We start from the raw sequence: 15,853 nt of genomic DNA on the forward strand, positions 1-15,853 counted from the left end.
CTCATGCGTTTGAACGCCGGGTCAGCGAGAGCGGGCGATGATGATGTCCGCCACGACCTTCCACCCCAGGCTGCGGTACAGCCGCAGGCCGTCGATGGACGCGATCAGGATGCCGCGCTTGGCGCCCTGGGCCGCGGCCGTCTCGACCAGCGAAGCCATCACCGCACTACCGAGACCGCGCCGCCGATGCGCCGGATCGGTCTCGATCCGGTCCGCCACGGCGTCCGCGCCGACCACCGCCATCCGGCCGCTCGACACCACGCCGCCGTGCAGGGTGGCGCGAGTAATGATCAGGTCGGACTCGAGCTCGGTGTGCAGGGCATAGCGTTCGTGCAGCTTCAGCGCCGGCTGCTCCGACAACTGGATCGTCATCAGCCAGTCCTGGTCCTGCTGGACCTCGAGGCCGAGATCCTCGAGCTGCTCGATCCGGGCCTCTTTGTCGTCGGTGGCCAGCGTGATCCAGCCCGCCCCGCGACCACCGCCCTCGGCCAGAGCCAGCTCGGCCGCGCGTTCGACGCGTTCCGGTTTGTCGTCGGCATCCAGGACGACGTACTCCATCGCGCGGTTGTCCTCACCCGCACGGACGGTCAAGATGCCGTCGTTGTCGTCCTCCACAGTGGTCCAGCCCCGCGAGACTGACCACCCGGCCTGCCAGCGGCGGACCAGCTCCTCACGATCTCTCACCCGTCGATTCAAGCAGCCAGATGCCGAGACGGCGAGGGGAAACGGTGTGGTCTGGCACCAACTGGCCGTACTCCGCCGATTCCGGGGGGTGACCACTACCGCCCGGACCGGTGAGTCCGCAAGTCCTGGGTCCGTCCGATTCCGGCCGTACGGCGGTCAGCCCGGCACCCGCTCCGATGCGAGCAGGTCGAAGCAGAAGTGGTCGACGTACGTCCCGTCCCGGCGTGCCGCCGCCTGCCGCATCCGGCCGAACTGGGTGAAGCCGTTGACCTCGGCAACGTGCGCCGACGCGCTGTTGCCCTCGGCAGCCAACAGGACCAGGCGGCGCCGGCCGAGACCGCCTTCGGCCACAGGCTTGAAGGCGTGGTCGACCAGCAGTCCGACCGCGGTCGACATCACCTTCCGTCCGCGCGCGTCCGGGTGCATCCAGTACCCGATCTCGCCCACGGTCTTGTCCATCCGGGTACTCATCCCGAACATGCTGACGCAACCCAGCAGTTCGTCGGTCTCCTGGTCGGCGACCGCCCACGAGATCCCGTTGCCGGACGCCAGGTTGTCCTGCCGGTTCCGCATGAAGCCGTGCGCGTCCCCGAGCGTGTACGGCGACGGCAGATCGGCCAGCCAGTACTGCGTCCGCTCGTCGCTGCACGCCTCGACGATCCGCTCGGCATCCGTCGACCGGAACGGGCGCAGCCGCAGACCGTTGCCTTCGAGCACTGCCACATCCCACCAGATGCCGTGCGGTCCCAGTTCGTCGTCCCGCCCGACCGAGGCGATCCACTCGTCCTGCCGCACGCCACGCGACCGCCCACCCCCTGGTACGACGACCACGCCGTGGAAGCCGGCCTTCCAGGCGACCCGGCGCGACGCCCAGTTGCCGGTGAAGGCCCGCCAGATCACGCGATCCCAGCCGAGGACGTCGAACGCGTGCCGGACGGTCAGCTTCAGCGCGCGGGTCATCACCCCGGCGCCGCGGACCTCCGGTGTCACGCCGAAGCCGACCTCGCCGACCCCGCCCTCTCCGTCGCGCAGGTCGATGGTCCCGGCGTACCGGCCGTCGTACTCGATCGCCCAGGCCCACATGGTGCCGTCACGCCAGCCGTCCGGGATGAGTTCGGTCAGGTAGTTGACCGCGTGCTCGCGCAGATAGGGGACCGGAATCGTGGTCCACCGCTGCATCACCGGGTCCTGGCACATCTGGTAGACGGACTCGATGTCGTCGGCCGTGTGCGCGCGCAGGGTCACCACGCCATCGGTCAGGACCGGAACATCCTCGGGAAATCGCATACTTCAGGGTGACAAGGTGGCATCGTCGCGGCAATGCCATTTCCCTGACAGCAGCACGTTCTCCGTCTAGTCTGTGGGGGTGAACGCAGCTGGAACAGAGGCCCCGAAGGGCCGGGGAGGGCAGCTGGCCGCCCAGCGGCAGGCCACGATCGTTGCCGAGGTCAACAGTCGTGGCGCGATCACCGTGGCCGAACTGGTCGACCGGTTCGGCGTGTCGGACATGACGATCCGGCGCGATCTGGACGCGCTCGACTCGAGCGGTCTGCTGCACAAGGTGCATGGCGGTGCCACTTCGGTGGGGCTGCGGAGTGCGCACGAGCCCGGGTTCGACGCCAAGCTGACGCAGGAGTCCGCGGCCAAGCAGGCGATCGCGGCCGAGGCGGCCGGACGGGTGCAGCCGGACAGCGCGATCGGCATCGGTGCCGGTACGACGACGTACGCGCTGGCACGTCAGCTGCTCCGGGTGGAGAACTTGACGGTCGTGACGAACTCCGCGCGGATCGCGGATGTCTTCCACGGCAACAGCCGCTCCGACCGCACCGTCGTACTGATCGGTGGCATTCGTACGCCGTCCGATGCGCTGGTCGGACCGATCGCGACAGCGGCGCTGGCGTCGCTGCACCTCGACCTGCTGTTCCTCGGTGCGCACGGCGTCGACGCGGAGCACGGTCTGAGTACGCCGAACCTGATGGAGGCCGAGACCAACCGCTCCTTCATCGGCGCGAGTCGCGAGGTGGTCGTGGTCGCGGACCACACCAAGTGGGGCACGGTCGGCCTGAGCACGTTCGCCACCTGGTCGGACCTGGACGTCATCGTCACCGACTCCGGCCTGTCCACCGCGGCCCGCAAAGCCATGCGCGACACAGGGTGCGATCTGGTCATAGCGTCATGAGGGGATGAGGAGCCGGGAGGCTCCGGTTGCCGTGGCCGCGGTGGCCCTCGGCTTCGGCAGCACCTGGTGGAACGTCGTCTCGATCACTTTGCGGCAGCGCGTCGTACCGGCCGAACTGCTCGGCCGGGTGACCGCGGTCGATCGGATGGTCGCGTTCTGCGCGGCACCGCTGGGTGCGGTCGGTGCGGGGTTCCTCGCCCACCGCACCGATCTGCGCACTCCTTACCTGGTGATCCAGTTGGCGGCCACCGGCGTCTCCGCGCCGTCGATCCGGCGCGAGGTGCGAGCGGCGACGGCTACGCCTTAATGGTGTACTTCAGTCGGCGCGTGATGCTCCGGCCGACGGAGTCGCTGCCAGCGCGCTGGGAGAGTTGAAACCGTGTTCCGCAAAGGCTTTCTCGATCGCGGCGAGGACAGAGTCGGCCGCGCTCGCCTCGGTCAGCGCGATGATGCAGCCACCGAAACCGCCGCCGGTCATCCGCGCACCGAGCGCACCGGTCGCGAGAGCAGTGTCGACCGCGACGTCCAACTCGGGCACGGTGATCTCGAAGTCGTCCCGCAGCGACGCGTGCGACGCGGTGAACAACGGCCCGACGTCGCGCAACCGGCCGGCGTGCATCAACGCCACCGCGTCCTCGACCCGGCGGATCTCCGTGACCACGTGCCGCACCCGGCGCCGTACGACGTCGTCAGGCAAACGATCGAGTGCCGCATCGAGATCTTCGAACGCGATCGATCGCAACGCCGGTAGGCCGAGCTCCGCCGCGGCCTGCTCGCAGCTCTTCCGGCGGGCGGCGTACTCACCGTCGACGTGCCGATGCGGTGCCTTCACGTCCACGACCAGCAACGCGAGGTCGTCGGCGGCCGGGTCGAACGGGATCTGCTCCGTCGACATCGCGCGGATGTCGAAGTACAAGGCATGACCGGCGGTGCAGCACATCGACGCCATCTGGTCCATCAGTCCGACCGGCGCACCGACGTACTGGTTCTCGGCGCGTTGTGCGAGCCGCGCGACCTCAGCCGGGTCGACTTCGATGTCGCGCAGCCCGAGCAGCGCGACGGACGTTGCGCACAGCAGGGCCGCGGATGAGGACAGGCCGGCGCCCGAAGGGAGATCGGAGTCGACCAGCAGGTTCGCGCCGCCGATCGGGTAGCCGGACTCCCGCAGGATCCAGGCCGCACCCGCCGGGTACGCCGCCCAGTCGCCGACCGAACCCGGTGTCAGCTCGTCGATGGCGAACTCGATCACACCCCGATGCCCGGTGGAGGCGACCGCGATCCGGCCGTCGTCGCGTTGCGACGCGGTCACCAGGATCCGGTTCGGCAGGGCGATCGGCAGCACCAGGCCGTCGTTGTAGTCGGTGTGCTCGCCGATCAGATTGACCCGGCCCGGCGCCCGCCACCTTCCGTCCGGCGTGGTGCCGAAGACGTCCTCGAACGAGCTCACGAACCAACCTTCCGCAGGGTCTCGGCCACGTCCTCGGGCCGGGTGTCGCTGATGAACGCGCCCATCCCGGACTCCGACCCGGCCAGGTACTTGATCTTGTCCGCGGCCCGGCGGATGGACAACAGCTCGAGGTGAAGGTAGCCGAGCTCGCGGTCGATCCGGACCGGGGCCTGGTGCCACGCGGCGATGTAGGGCAGCGGGTCGCCGTACAGGCCGTCGAGGCGGCTCAGTACGTCGAGGTACAGCTCGGCGAAGTCGTCGCGCTCGCCGACCGACAGCTCGTCGATCCCGGCCACCTGGCGGTGCGGGTACAGGTGCACCTCGACCGGCCAGCGGGCGGCCTCGGGCACGAACGCGGTCCAGTTGCCGTTGTCGGCGATGACCCGGGTGCCTTCCTTGCGCTCGGCCGCCAGCACGTCGGCGAACAGGTTGCTGCCGGCAACTTCCTGGTGCCGGCGGGCCTGGGTCATCAGGGTGCGCATCCGCGGCGGCAGGAACGGGTAGGCGTAGATCTGGCCGTGCGGGTGGCTCAGCGTCACGCCGATCTCGCGGCCGCGGTTCTCGAACGGGAAGACCAGCTCGACGTCGTCGCGGGCGCCGAGCTCGGCGGTCCGGTCGGCCCAGGTGTCGACCACCAGCCGGGCCTGGCCCTGGGACAGGTTGGTGAAGGACTGGTTGTGGTCGCTGGTGAAGCAGACCACCTCGGTCCGGCCCGGGCCGGCGAAGGACGGGAACCGGTTCTCGAACACCGCGACGTTGTAGTCGTGGTCGGGGATCTCGGTCGGGTTGCCCGGCTTGCTCGCGCACAACGGGCACTGGTCGGCCGGCGGCAGATAGGTCCGGGTGTTGCGGTGGGTCGCGTACGTGATCACATCGCCGGTCAGCGGGTCCGTCCGCAGCTCGACCTGGGGCTGTGGTGCCGGCAGCCCGCGGGTGTCCTCCAGCGGAACCCGCACCGGGGCATCGGCCGGGTCGTAGTAGATGAGCTCACGCCCGTCGGACAGCTTGGTGTCCGTCCGGCGCGCGCCACGCGGTGTGTTCATCGATTGACCCTCCCGGCCGGCCCGTCACTGGTCAGCCAGGAATCATCGTAAACCAACAAACTCGAACATGCATGCTGGGGTGCCCCACCGGTAGGGTAGGTAAATGGACGACTACGCCCAACGAACGCCCTCTCGGCATCCGACGAGAGGGCGTGAGCACCCTGCCTCGGCCGTTCTGCGGCGCTTGCGACGCCCAGGCACGCACCTCGCGGCAGCGGAGTGAAGGCCACGATGAACCGCATCGAGGCCTCCCCTCCGCCACCGCGATGCACGCACCTGGACGCCGCAATCACTCGAAGCCCGACCAAGGCAGGGCGCTAGGAACTCCCACCCATGAAAGCCACGCTGCTCAATATCGTCCTGATCCTTGTCTTCGTGCTGATCGGTGGGGTCTTCGCCGCAGCCGAGATGGCCCTGGTCTCCCTGCGCGAGAGCCAGCTCAAGTCCCTGTCGCACCGCGGCCGGCGCGGCGAGATCGTGGCCAAGGTCGCCGCCAACCCGAACCGGTTCCTGTCCGCGGTCCAGATCGGCGTGACCCTGATGGGCTTCCTGTCCGCCGCCTTCGGTGGCGCGACGCTGGCCGACTCACTCTCCCCGCACCTGCAGAAGCTGGGCCTGCCCGAGTCGGTCGCGAACACGGCCGCCCTGGTGCTGATCACCATCGCCATCTCCTACGTCTCGATCGTGCTCGGCGAGCTCGCGGCCAAGCGGCTCGCGCTCCAGCGGGCGGAGACGTTCGCCCTCGGCCTCGCCCCACTGGTCGACCGGATCGCCTCGATCGCCCGCCCGGTCATCTGGCTGCTGTCCAGGTCCACCGACCTGGTGGTCCGCGCGCTCGGCGGCGACCCGAACGCGAACCGTGAGGTGATGTCCGACGAGGAGTTGCGCGATCTGGTCTCCGGGCACGAGTCACTCGGCGAGGAGGAACGCCGGATCGTCGACGACGTCTTCGAGGCCGGCGGCCGGCAGTTGCGCGAGCTGATGCTCCCGCGCACCGAGGTGGACTTCGTCGACGCGGAGATGCCGGCGTACAAGGCGGTGAAGTTCGCGGCCGAGCGGCCGCACTCGCGCTACCCGGTGATGAACGGTTCCGCCGACGACATCGTCGGGTTCGTCCACGTCCGGGACCTGTTCGACCCGGCGGTCGCGTCCCGCTCGGTCCGGGTCGGCGACCTGGCCCGCGAGGTGCTGATGCTGCCGGACACCGCGAAGCTGCTGCCCACGCTGACCGAGATGCGCCGCCGCAGTACTCACCTGGCGATCGTGCTGGACGAGTACGGCGGTACGGCGGGCATCGTCACGCTGGAGGACCTGGTCGAGGAGTTGATCGGCGACATCCGGGACGAGTACGACGAGGAGTCCGTCGAGACCACCCGGCTGCGCAGCGGCGACATCGAGGTCGACGGCCTGCTCAACCTGGACGACTTCGCCGAGGAGACCGGTGTCGAGCTCCCGGACGGCCCGTACGAGACCGTCGGTGGGTTCCTCGCCGCCCGGCTCGGCAAGGTCCCGGCCGCGGGCGAGGAGGTCCAGGTCGCCGACCACAACCTCATCGTGATGGCGATGGACGGCCGCCGGGTCGCCCGCGTCCGGGTGCACCTGATCAAGCCGACAGACGGTGAGCCGGTTCCGGATGCGGAGCCAGCGTCCGCCGCCGACTGACGATCACCAGACCGCCGACGACGTACCCGAGTCCCTGGAAGACGAGGACCGGGATGATGCCGACCGCGTCGCCGAGGACACCGGCGGTCACGATGCCGGCCAGCACCGCGACGCCTTCGGCGGCAGCGATCGCGCCGAAGACCCGGCCGCGGATGCGATCCTCGGTGAGGCGTTGCAGCACGGTCATCAGGCCGGCGATCGTGAACGCGCCGGGTACGCCGACGACGATCATGCAGACGAACGCCGGGATCAGACTGTCCGAGACGAGCGGGTAGCAGAACAGCGTCAGGTCGACCAGGCCGAACAGCAGTGACCCGACGCCGAGCATTGTTGCTGCAGGCAACCGTGAGCCGATCGACGCCGCCACCAGGCCGCCGACGATGCCGCCGATCGCCTGCGACGAGACGATCAGGCCGTACGCCTTGCCGTCGCCGCCCAGCTCGGAACTGACGAACGGTGCGAACAGCGTGCTCATCACGCCTTCCCCGACACTGGTGACGATGCAGAAGCCGAACAGCAGCCGCATCGCCGCACTGCCGACACACAGCCGGAGTCCTTCGGTCCATTCCGCTTTCAGCCGCTTGATCGCCCCTTCGGCCGCCTGTTCCGCGGACTGTTCTTCCTGATGGCGCGCGGCGCGGTGGCGGATGCCGGCGACGAGAGCGACCGCGACCAGGAAGGTCGCCGCGTCCGCGATGGCCAGCAGGGACAGGCCGCCGACGGCCGCGAGCACACCGCCGAGTGCGGCACCGACGAGCCGGGCGATGTCGCGGATCTGACTGTTCAGGGCGTTGGCTGTGACAAGTTGCTCTGACTCGACCAGGGCCGGGACGAGGGACTGCTCGGCGGGGGTGAAGAACTGTTGCAGACAACTCTGTGCGAGCACGACGCAGTACACGATCCAGATCGCGCTCTCGTCCCGGACCGCCAGGAGCGGAAGCAGGACCACGGCGTTCAGGACGTTCGTCACGATCATCGTCGTACGCCGGTCCCAGCGGTCGACGAAGACGCCGGCCAGCGAGCCGAGCAGGACCGGTGGCACGAACGATGCCAGCAGCAGGCCGCCGGACGCGAGCGTGGATCCGGTCAGGACGTACACCTGGAACGCCAGGCCGGTGCGCAGCAGCCAGTCGCCGGTCAGAGAGATCAGCCCGGCGCTCAGCATCAGCCGGTAGTCGCGTTGCCGCGCGAGGACGCCCCACAGGTCCTTCATCGCTACTCCTCCTCTTCCGGGGTGATCGTGACGATCTGGGTGATGGCGACGTGCCGGCTCCCGGCCGGACGGGTGGACTTGTCGTCGATCGGACGCTCGTCGATGTACCGCTGCACGAGAGCGTTGATCTGCTCGACGAGCTCGGCCAGCTCCTCGCCGGTCAGGTAGACACCGCTCTGCCCGATGCCGGAGTGGTCGCGCCAGATCGGGTCCTCGGCCGGCCGCTGCTGCTGCCACTTGCTGAGTGACTCCAGCGCGCGCTCGGCCAGCAGTTGCTCGAGTACGTCGGCCGCCGCGGCGCCTTCCGGGGTCTGGGCGGCCTCGCGCCACGACTGCGACGTCGACACCAACCGCCAAGGCCGCTCACGGTTGTCCTTGCCGGGAGCGGGCTCGACGAAGTCGTACTTCGCCAGCTGCCGCAGGTGGTGTGAGGCGAGTGCCTGGCTGATCCCGAGCCGCCGCGCCGCGTCGGCCGCGGTCATCGGCCCCTCCCGCCCCAGCAACCCCTGCAGATCCAGCCGCACCGGGTGAGCCATCGCCCGGATCGCGAGCGGATCGTCGAGCAGCCGCGTCCGCCGCGGCTCATTCTCCAAAGACATGCTTGGAATATGCACCGGGCCGAATGGGATGTCAAGCCATTGCTTGGAATGTTGTGACGTACCGCGGTCAGCCGGTCTGGTCGCGGATCCACTCGAGGCCGGTCTCGGCCTGGTCCAGGACGGAGATGTGACCGTCACCGGGGAGGAGGCGAAGGGCCGCCGGGCGGATGTGCCGGGCCAGCCAGGCGCCGTGCGAGCTGGGGATGATGCCGTCGGTCTGACCGTGGAAGAGCAGAGTGGGCGCGGTGATGGTGGTCGGATCGCAGCCCCAGGGCACTACATAAGAACAGTCGTCGTCGATCAGGCCGTCGGGACCGTTGGGCATCGACTTGTCGCCGGCGACCGAACCCAGCCAGCCCCACGGACCCTCGAACATCGCCAGGTCCGTGGCGGTGAACTCCGGGTCGTACTCGACCCCCGAGGCCTCGTGCCGCACCTTCGCGTCCCGGCCGGCTGCCGCGGACTTGAGTGATGCCAGTCCCGACGGGATCATCCCGTCGTACCAGTCGAGACCGTCGGCGTCGTACGGCGCGATGGCGGCAAATGTGGTGACCGCCTCTACCCGATCGCCGAGGATCGCGGCGGCGCCGAGGGCGTACGAGCCGCCGCCCGAGTAGCCCATCAGCGCGAAGGTGCCGATCCCAAGGGAGTCCGCGACCGTGGTCAGGTCGGCGGTGACCGACGCCATCGTCCGCCCCGGCGCCGCGGTCGAACCGCCGTACCCGGGCCGGTCGAACGAGATCCACCGGATCCCGAGCCACTCGCCCGCCTCGGCCAGCGGCGCCGGCGGGGCACCCAGATTCGGCGTGCCGTGGTGCCAGAACACTGCCAGCCGCGCATCGTCGCCGGGCGCGCTGTCATACACATGCAGCGTGCGTCCGTCCGCCAGCCGGAAGTCCATCTCGTACATGTCGCTCACCTTAGGTCGGTTGAGGGTTGGCGAGCGGTACGTCGGAGGGCCGCGGGAGGACTCGACATTCCGGGGCAGCAACCCTGCCCGGACGCGAAATGTCGAGTCCTCCGGGCTGCCTCCGACCTCTGCTGCGAAGATCCACCCAGACTCCGAAAGGAACCGTCATGAAGTACCTGCTGCTGATTCACAGCAACCCGATCACCTGGGCGCACCCGTCCTTCCTGCACACCGAGGAAGGCCGGGCGCTGCCGAAGAAGGCCCGCGACGCACTGGCCGCGCAACTCGAGAACCTCCTGAACGAGCTGCACGAATCCGGCGAGCTGATCAACGCCGTACCGCTCGAGCCGCCGGCCAGCACGAAGGTGGTCCGGGTCCGCAAGGGCGTCCGCGCCACCACCGACGGCCCCTACTCCGAGGCCAAGGAACAGCTCGCCGGCGTCTTCCTCGTCGACGTGGCCACCCCCGAACGCGCCGAGGAGATCGCCGCGACCATCCCGGAGGCCGAGTTCTACGCGGTCGAGGTCCGCCCGGCCTCCGTTTTCGACTAGGTACGTCTCTCACTTCCCTGCGGCACGCGGGGAAGTGAGAGGTATGGCCTAGCTGACCAGCCGGGTGTGGTTCTCCCGGGTCGCGAGGGCGGGGTCGAGGGCGCCGAGGGCCAGCCAGGTAGCGCCGCCGACCCCGTCCCGGGCGGTCAGGACCTCGCCGGAGAACCGCCGATGAATGTTTTCCCGGATCAATGTGCCGACCGGTGACGATTCACCCGCGACACTTCCCGCGAGGACCATCGGGCCTTTGTCCGACGTTGTCGTGAGCCGGCTCACTGTTTCTATGAGCAATTCGGCTGCGCGTTTCACCAGAGCCCGTGCGGTCTCGTCATTCTGTTCGTACGCCGTCACGACCGTCCGTGCCAACTCGGCGAGTAGGACGGGCGGTCGGCTGTTCACTGTCCTGATCAAATCGTCACGCAGTACGTCGTACCCCTCACGCAAGGCGATCGTCTGCTCCTCGCGGTCCGGCAGGATCGCCTGGACGACGGCCTCGCCGAGGAGGCCGATCGGCTCGCCGAGATCGAGAGCGAGCAACACACTGCGCACAGCCTCCCGCCCCAGCCAGAATCCGGAGCCCTCGTCGCCCAGCAACCAGCCGTGGCCGCCCGCGGTGCGGACCAGTTGGTGATCGCGGACCAGACCGGCGTTGCTGCCGGTGCCGACGATCAGCACGGTGCCGTCAGGCTCGGCCGTGCCGGAGGCGAACGCGACCTCCAGGTCGCCGATGAAGTCCGGCTCCACGACGAGCCCCACACCGGACCAGGCGGCGTCGAACTGCGCCTTCACATCCGGGCGTCCTAACGCCGATCCACCCGCCGCACCGACCACAGCGGCCTTGACCGCGGTCGGATCCAGGCCGGTCAGCGCCGCGTGAAGCGCCTGGCCGAAGTTGGCCGCCGCACTTGCAGGGTGGCTGGTCGGATTCCCGCCGGCCGCGGCCCCTCTTCCCACTACGTTGCCTTCATGGTCAGCGATCACGATCCGGGTGGAGGTGCCGCCGAGGTCGCCGCCCAGGACCAGTGCCGAAGCTGGCATCAAGACCACCGAGTCCGCAGGTTCTGACAGCGGGCGTTCGACCGACATACGCAATGCTCCAAACTGCTCAAAAGAGCCCTTTAACAAGCACAAGAGAACAAGGTCACGCAACGGTCCCGATCTGGCGAGAAGAGTGAGATGAGCCTTGACTTTAGCTGCCAGTTGAGAAAAGTTCTGTCCAGCAAACCGCAAACTTGCGCACTTGTCGGCATCCGGAGTGTCGCAGCGAACACATTAGTGGAGGGTGGGGCCGCTGATGGCCAGCAGTAACCCGGGGGAGACCGGCGGAGTGAGCGCGCAGGACTATGTTCACGCGCTGACGCCGATCATGGCCGCGGTCACCGAGCAGATCGACGGTCCGATCCAGCAGGCCGCGGACCTGATGACCAAGGCTCTGCGCGCAGACGGGGTGATCCAGGCCTTCGGGTCCGGCCACTCCGAGGCGCTCGCGATGGAGATCGCCGGCCGTGCCGGCGGCCTGATCGCGACCAACCGGATCGCTCTGCGCGATCTGGTGCTGCTCGGCGGCGAATCGATCGAGGTCCTGCGCGGCGGCGAACTGGAGCGCGATCCGTCGATCGCGCGCCGGCTCTACGACCTGGCCGAGCCGCAGCCCGAGGACCTGTTCGTGATCGCCTCCAACTCCGGGGTGAACGGCTCGATCGTCGAGTTCGCAGGAGTGGTGAAGGAGAACGGCCACCCACTGATCGCGATCACCTCGCTGCAACACACCGGTGGGATGGACTCACGCCATCCGTCCGGCAAGAAACTGATCGACCTCGCGGACGTGGTGCTCGACAACCACGCGCCGTACGGCGACTCCGTGCTCGACCTTCCCGCCGGTGGGGGCAAGGTCTGCGCCGTGTCGTCCATCACAGCCGCCCTGATTGCGCAGATGCTGGTGGCCGAGGTGCTGCGTAGGCTCACCGACACCGGTGAGACTCCACCGGTGTACCTGTCTGCGAACATCCCGGGCGGCGACGAACACAACCACGCCCTTGAAGCAAGGTACGCCGGTCGCATCCGGCGTACTGCGTGAAACACTCCTTGGAAGGCGGGACCAATGACCACTCCCAACAACCTGTCGCGGCGCCTGTTCCTGCAGCGCGCAGCGGTCGGCACCTTGCTGGCGACCGGCGGCAGCACGCTGCTTGCCGCCTGTGCCGCCAGCGGCAGCGACGACAGCGGTTCCGGCAGTGGGAGCGCCGACAAGACCGCTGACAATCCGTTCGGTATGGCGGACAAGTCGAGCATTGAGGCGGTGATCTTCAACGGTGGGTACGGCTACGACTACGTGACGTTCGCGGCCAACCTCGTTCAGGAAAAGCAGGCGGGTTCGACGGTCAAGGTCAGCCCGTCCACCGAGATCGCCCAGCAGCTGCAGCCGCGCTTCGTCGGTGGCAACCCGCCGGACCTGATCGACAACTCCGGCAAGGCCCAGATCGGCTTCGGCACGATCCTGGACCAGCTCACGCCGCTGGACGACGTCTTCGAGGCCAACAACTACGAGGGCACGAAGATCGCCGACACCCTGTACCCCGGCGCCAAGCTCCCCGGTACTTACGACGGCAAGTTCGTCGCGATGAACTACGTGCTCACCCTCTACGGCCTGTGGTACTCCGACAGCCTGTTCAAGGAGAACGGCTGGGAGCTGCCGAAGACCTACGACGCGCTGCTCGACCTCGGCGCCAAGGCCAAGGCGAAGGGCAAGTACCTGTTCGTCTGGGGCAAGGAAGCCGCGACCTACTACCACACTCTGGCCGTCGACTCCGCGATCAAGGAGGGTGGCGACGAGGTCCGGCTGGCGCTGGAGAACCTCAAGGAGAACTGCTGGTCGCAGCCGCAGCTCCAGAGCGTCTTCAAGGCCATGGAGACCATGGTGAAGAACGGGTACTTCGTGCCCGGCGGCGCCGGAACCCAGTTCACCGCCGCGCAGGCGAAGTGGAGCAACGACCAGCAGGCGATCCTGTACCCCTCGGGCTCGTGGATCGAGAACGAGATGAAGAAGGCCACCAAGTCCGGGTTCCAGATGAAGGGGATGCCGGAGCCGACGGTCACCGACAGCCCGAAGCTGCCGTACGAGTCGCTGCGCAGCGCGGCCGGTGAGCCGTTCATCGTGCCGTCCAAGGGCAAGAACGTCGCGGGCGGCAAGGAGCTCCTGCGGGCCATGCTGTCCAAGGAGGCGGCCACCAACTTCGCCAAGACGCGGCTGGCGCCGACCATCGTCAAGGGTCTTGTTCCCGCGGACGGTTTCGGTTCGACCGCCCTGCAGTCGCAGACCGCGATGCTGGACGCGGCCGGCACGAACATCTTCGACTACCAGTTCGTCGGCCTGTACGGCATGAACACCGACAACCTCGTGGTCTGGAACTCGTTCCTGTCCGGGCAGATCGACGCGGCCGGTCTGACGAAGGGCCTGCAGCAGATCACCGACAAGGTGCGCAACGACAGCTCCGTCAAGAAGATCCCGGTCACGAAGTGACCGTGTCACCCAACGTCGTGCCGGGGGGCGGGCCCAAGCGGTCCGCTCCCCGGCGGCGCCGGCCGCTGACCTTCGACCGGGTCAGCTTCATGGTCGTCTTCCTCGGCCTGCCGCTGGCGGTCTTCGTGATCTTCGTGGTCTCACCGTTCGTTCAGGCGCTGTGGTACTCGCTGACCGACTGGTCCGGGTTCACCTCGGGGATGAACTTCGTCGGCTTCGACAACTACGTCAAGCTGTTCCACGACGACATCTTCCTGAAGGCCGTCCGCAACAACGTCGAGCTCGCGATCGTCGTGCCGTTGGTGACGATCGTGCTGGCGCTGACGCTGGCCACGCTGGTGACAGTCGGCGGCTCCGGCACCGGGACCGTCCGCGGCCTGCGCAACTCCGGCTTCTACCGGATCGTCTCGTTCTTCCCGTACGTGATCCCCGCGATCGTGATCGGCCTGATCTGGGCCCAGGTGTTCACGCCGGGCTCGGGCATCCTGGACGCCGTGCTGTCGAAGATCGGGCTGCACCAGTTCGAGAACTACGCGTGGCTCGGTGATGCGCGGACCGCGATGCCGGCCTCGATGTTCGTGATGATCTGGGGATTCGTCGGTTTCTACATGGTGTTGTTCATCGCCGCCATCCGCGGCATCGACCCCGAGGTGTTCGAGGCGGCCCGGATCGACGGCGCCGGCCGGTTCCGTACGGCGGTGTCCCTGATCCTGCCGCTGATCCGGGACAACGTGCAGACGGCGTACATCTATCTCGGTATCGCCGCCCTCGACGCCTTCGTCTACATGCAGGCGCTGAACCCCGGCGGCGGCCCGCAGAACTCGACGCTGGTCATGCCCCAGCAACTGTTCACCACGGCCTTCACCAAGGGGCAGTTCGGTTACTCGACAGCGATGGGCGTGGTCCTGGCCGCGGTGACGATGCTGTTCGCGTTCCTGGTCTTCCTGGTGAACACTCTGACCGGCGGACGTGAGCGGAAGGTACGCCGATGACAACCACTACGGCCGATCGGGCCGGACTCGTCGCCGAGTCCCGCGTACCCAGGAAGGGGTCACGAGAAGGCAAGGGCGTGGCCACGACCGCGCACATCGCGCTGATCCTGTGGTCGCTGCTGGTGATCCTGCCGCTGGTCTGGACGCTGCTGTCCTCGTTCAAGACGACGCAAGAGGTGCTGGGTAACCCACTGGCGCTGCCGAGCAAGCTGCGAGTCGGCAACTACGCCAACGCCTGGACGACTGCCGGTATCGGTCGCTACTTCCTGAACACGGTGGTCGTCGTCGGCTGCGCGCTGGTGCTGGTGATGATCCTCGGCGCCATGTGTGCGTACGTGCTGGCGAGGTTCTCGTTCCCCGGCAACCGGCTGATCTACTACTCCATGCTGGCCGGGCTCACCTTCCCGGTCTTCCTGGCGATCGTGCCGCTGTTCTTCGTGCTGAAGAATCTCGCGCTGCTCAACACCCTGCCTGGCTTGATCATCACCTACGTCGCGTTCGCGCTGCCGTTCACCGTCTTCTTCCTGCACAGCTTCTTCAAAGCGCTGCCGGGTGAGATCTACGAGGCGGCGCAGATCGACGGGGCAGGTGAGTGGCGCACCTTCTTCTCGGTGATGTTGCCGATGGCGCGGCCGGGGATGGCGTCGGTCGCGATCTTCAACTTCCTGGGGCTGTGGAACCAGTTCCTGCTCCCCGTTGCCCTGAACACCGACTCGGACCACTACGTGCTCTCGCAGGGCATGGCCTCGTTCGCATCGCAAGCCGGTTACGCGGTGGACTTCGGCGCGTTGTTCGCGGCCGTGGTGATCACGGTGGCGCCGGTTCTGGTGGTCTACATCATCTTCCAGCGTCAACTACAGGTCTCCGTCACCGCCGGAGGCGTGAAGTAGCAATAGCTTCCCGCGAGTGCCGACACGTCGGACGTCGTTGGACGCTGCGCCCGGCGGCGCGGTCCCGAGCGGGTGCTCCTCGGTACGACGAGCACCCGCCCGAGTCGGCAAGGTCTTCTACCGCCAGGTCCAGCCCGGCCTGACCGAAGCCACGCTGAAGTAG

The 15,853-nt window shown here is 67.9% G+C and carries 17 protein-coding genes; 9 read left to right on the plus strand and 8 right to left on the minus strand.

Annotated elements, in window-relative coordinates:
• Positions 1-21: 21 nt before the first annotated feature.
• Together ACIBG5_RS13065 and ACIBG5_RS13070 are read right to left on the minus strand one after the other, a co-directional pair.
• On the minus strand, positions 22-684 hold the full coding sequence (locus tag ACIBG5_RS13065; protein ID WP_396391746.1) for a GNAT family N-acetyltransferase: 663 nt from the start codon (positions 682-684) through the stop codon (positions 22-24).
• Positions 685-840: 156 nt separating this feature from the next.
• Positions 841-1,971, minus strand: coding sequence for a GNAT family N-acetyltransferase (locus ACIBG5_RS13070; protein WP_396391747.1), 1,131 nt, complete (start codon positions 1,969-1,971; stop codon positions 841-843).
• Between the two features lie 79 nt (positions 1,972-2,050).
• Between ACIBG5_RS13070 and ACIBG5_RS13075 the strand changes: the two genes are divergently transcribed.
• Positions 2,051-2,863 carry a DeoR/GlpR family DNA-binding transcription regulator gene (locus tag ACIBG5_RS13075; RefSeq protein ID WP_131352887.1) on the plus strand — a complete coding sequence of 271 codons (813 nt, stop codon included), beginning with the start codon at positions 2,051-2,053 and terminating at the stop codon, positions 2,861-2,863.
• A gap of 4 nt (positions 2,864-2,867) precedes the next feature.
• Positions 2,868-3,170, plus strand: coding sequence for a hypothetical protein (locus tag ACIBG5_RS13080; RefSeq protein WP_396391748.1), 303 nt, complete (start codon positions 2,868-2,870; stop codon positions 3,168-3,170).
• Between the two features lie 9 nt (positions 3,171-3,179).
• Here the strand turns inward: ACIBG5_RS13080 and galK are convergent, their stop codons facing one another.
• The gene (gene galK / locus ACIBG5_RS13085; RefSeq protein WP_396391749.1) at positions 3,180-4,310 is read right to left on the minus strand and encodes a galactokinase; all 1,131 of its coding nucleotides are present in this window, start codon (positions 4,308-4,310) and stop codon (positions 3,180-3,182) included.
• Positions 4,307-5,353 (minus strand): galactose-1-phosphate uridylyltransferase, encoded by a 1,047-nt coding sequence (gene galT, locus ACIBG5_RS13090; protein WP_360451430.1) that lies wholly within the window; start codon positions 5,351-5,353, stop codon positions 4,307-4,309. The genes galK and galT overlap by 4 nt, the downstream gene beginning before the upstream one ends.
• Before the next feature lie 333 nt (positions 5,354-5,686).
• Here galT and ACIBG5_RS13095 point away from each other — a divergent pair, with 333 nt between their 5' ends.
• Positions 5,687-7,015 (plus strand): hemolysin family protein, encoded by a 1,329-nt coding sequence (locus tag ACIBG5_RS13095; protein ID WP_396391750.1) that lies wholly within the window; start codon positions 5,687-5,689, stop codon positions 7,013-7,015.
• On the opposite strand, the gene ACIBG5_RS13100 is transcribed toward ACIBG5_RS13095, so the two are convergent.
• From ACIBG5_RS13100 to ACIBG5_RS13110, 3 genes are all read right to left on the minus strand, one after another.
• A complete protein-coding gene (locus ACIBG5_RS13100; protein WP_396391751.1) occupies positions 6,957-8,228 on the minus strand; it encodes an MFS transporter in 1,272 nt (423 codons plus the stop codon). The two genes, ACIBG5_RS13095 and ACIBG5_RS13100, sit on opposite strands and share 59 nt — an antisense overlap.
• Before the next feature lie 2 nt (positions 8,229-8,230).
• Positions 8,231-8,827: a helix-turn-helix domain-containing protein gene (locus ACIBG5_RS13105; protein WP_360451439.1), complete on the minus strand. Its 597-nt coding sequence runs from the start codon at positions 8,825-8,827 to the stop codon at positions 8,231-8,233.
• A 67-nt stretch (positions 8,828-8,894) separates the two neighbouring features.
• The gene (locus tag ACIBG5_RS13110; RefSeq protein ID WP_396391752.1) at positions 8,895-9,737 is read right to left on the minus strand and encodes an alpha/beta fold hydrolase; all 843 of its coding nucleotides are present in this window, start codon (positions 9,735-9,737) and stop codon (positions 8,895-8,897) included.
• A 167-nt stretch (positions 9,738-9,904) separates the two neighbouring features.
• On the opposite strand from ACIBG5_RS13110, the gene ACIBG5_RS13115 reads away from it, so the two are divergent.
• Positions 9,905-10,288, plus strand: coding sequence for a YciI family protein (locus tag ACIBG5_RS13115; RefSeq protein WP_396391753.1), 384 nt, complete (start codon positions 9,905-9,907; stop codon positions 10,286-10,288).
• A gap of 48 nt (positions 10,289-10,336) precedes the next feature.
• Here ACIBG5_RS13115 and ACIBG5_RS13120 read toward each other — a convergent pair whose 3' ends face one another.
• Positions 10,337-11,326, minus strand: a complete 990-nt coding sequence (locus ACIBG5_RS13120) for an N-acetylglucosamine kinase (protein WP_396391754.1) — start codon at positions 11,324-11,326, stop codon at positions 10,337-10,339.
• Positions 11,327-11,582: 256 nt separating this feature from the next.
• Between ACIBG5_RS13120 and ACIBG5_RS13125 the strand changes: the two genes are divergently transcribed.
• The 5 genes from ACIBG5_RS13125 to ACIBG5_RS13145 are packed head-to-tail and all read left to right on the plus strand — an operon-like array spanning position 11,583 to position 15,853.
• Positions 11,583-12,365: a sugar isomerase domain-containing protein gene (locus ACIBG5_RS13125; RefSeq protein ID WP_396391755.1), complete on the plus strand. Its 783-nt coding sequence runs from the start codon at positions 11,583-11,585 to the stop codon at positions 12,363-12,365.
• 24 nt (positions 12,366-12,389) lie between these two features.
• Positions 12,390-13,808: an N-acetylglucosamine/diacetylchitobiose ABC transporter substrate-binding protein gene (ngcE, locus tag ACIBG5_RS13130; RefSeq protein WP_396391756.1), complete on the plus strand. Its 1,419-nt coding sequence runs from the start codon at positions 12,390-12,392 to the stop codon at positions 13,806-13,808.
• Positions 13,805-14,800, plus strand: a complete 996-nt coding sequence (locus tag ACIBG5_RS13135; RefSeq protein ID WP_396391757.1) for a carbohydrate ABC transporter permease — start codon at positions 13,805-13,807, stop codon at positions 14,798-14,800. The genes ngcE and ACIBG5_RS13135 overlap by 4 nt, the downstream gene beginning before the upstream one ends.
• Positions 14,797-15,690 (plus strand): carbohydrate ABC transporter permease, encoded by an 894-nt coding sequence (locus tag ACIBG5_RS13140; RefSeq protein ID WP_396391758.1) that lies wholly within the window; start codon positions 14,797-14,799, stop codon positions 15,688-15,690. Before ACIBG5_RS13135 ends, ACIBG5_RS13140 begins: the two co-directional genes overlap by 4 nt.
• 16 nt (positions 15,691-15,706) lie before the next feature.
• The gene (locus ACIBG5_RS13145) at positions 15,707-15,853 is read left to right on the plus strand and encodes a hypothetical protein (protein ID WP_396391759.1); all 147 of its coding nucleotides are present in this window, start codon (positions 15,707-15,709) and stop codon (positions 15,851-15,853) included.

This window comes from Kribbella sp. NPDC050241 (assembly GCF_044459685.1).
Classification (GTDB): Bacteria; Actinomycetota; Actinomycetes; order Propionibacteriales; family Kribbellaceae; genus Kribbella.

Excerpts from the sequence above, each read along its gene's own strand:
- ACIBG5_RS13070 (WP_396391747.1), bottom strand. The coding sequence starts at position 1,971 with ATGCGATTTCCCGAGGATGTTCCGGTCCTGACCGATGGCGTGGTGACC.
- ACIBG5_RS13080 (WP_396391748.1), top strand. The coding sequence starts at position 2,868 with ATGAGGAGCCGGGAGGCTCCGGTTGCCGTGGCCGCGGTGGCCCTCGGC.
- galT (WP_360451430.1), bottom strand. The coding sequence starts at position 5,353 with ATGAACACACCGCGTGGCGCGCGCCGGACGGACACCAAGCTGTCCGAC.
- ACIBG5_RS13095 (WP_396391750.1), top strand. The coding sequence starts at position 5,687 with ATGAAAGCCACGCTGCTCAATATCGTCCTGATCCTTGTCTTCGTGCTG.
- ACIBG5_RS13100 (WP_396391751.1), bottom strand. The coding sequence starts at position 8,228 with ATGAAGGACCTGTGGGGCGTCCTCGCGCGGCAACGCGACTACCGGCTG.
- ACIBG5_RS13105 (WP_360451439.1), bottom strand. The coding sequence starts at position 8,827 with ATGTCTTTGGAGAATGAGCCGCGGCGGACGCGGCTGCTCGACGATCCG.
- ACIBG5_RS13110 (WP_396391752.1), bottom strand. The coding sequence starts at position 9,737 with ATGTACGAGATGGACTTCCGGCTGGCGGACGGACGCACGCTGCATGTG.
- ACIBG5_RS13115 (WP_396391753.1), top strand. The coding sequence starts at position 9,905 with ATGAAGTACCTGCTGCTGATTCACAGCAACCCGATCACCTGGGCGCAC.
- ACIBG5_RS13120 (WP_396391754.1), bottom strand. The coding sequence starts at position 11,326 with ATGCCAGCTTCGGCACTGGTCCTGGGCGGCGACCTCGGCGGCACCTCC.
- ACIBG5_RS13125 (WP_396391755.1), top strand. The coding sequence starts at position 11,583 with ATGGCCAGCAGTAACCCGGGGGAGACCGGCGGAGTGAGCGCGCAGGAC.
- ngcE (WP_396391756.1), top strand. The coding sequence starts at position 12,390 with ATGACCACTCCCAACAACCTGTCGCGGCGCCTGTTCCTGCAGCGCGCA.
- ACIBG5_RS13140 (WP_396391758.1), top strand. The coding sequence starts at position 14,797 with ATGACAACCACTACGGCCGATCGGGCCGGACTCGTCGCCGAGTCCCGC.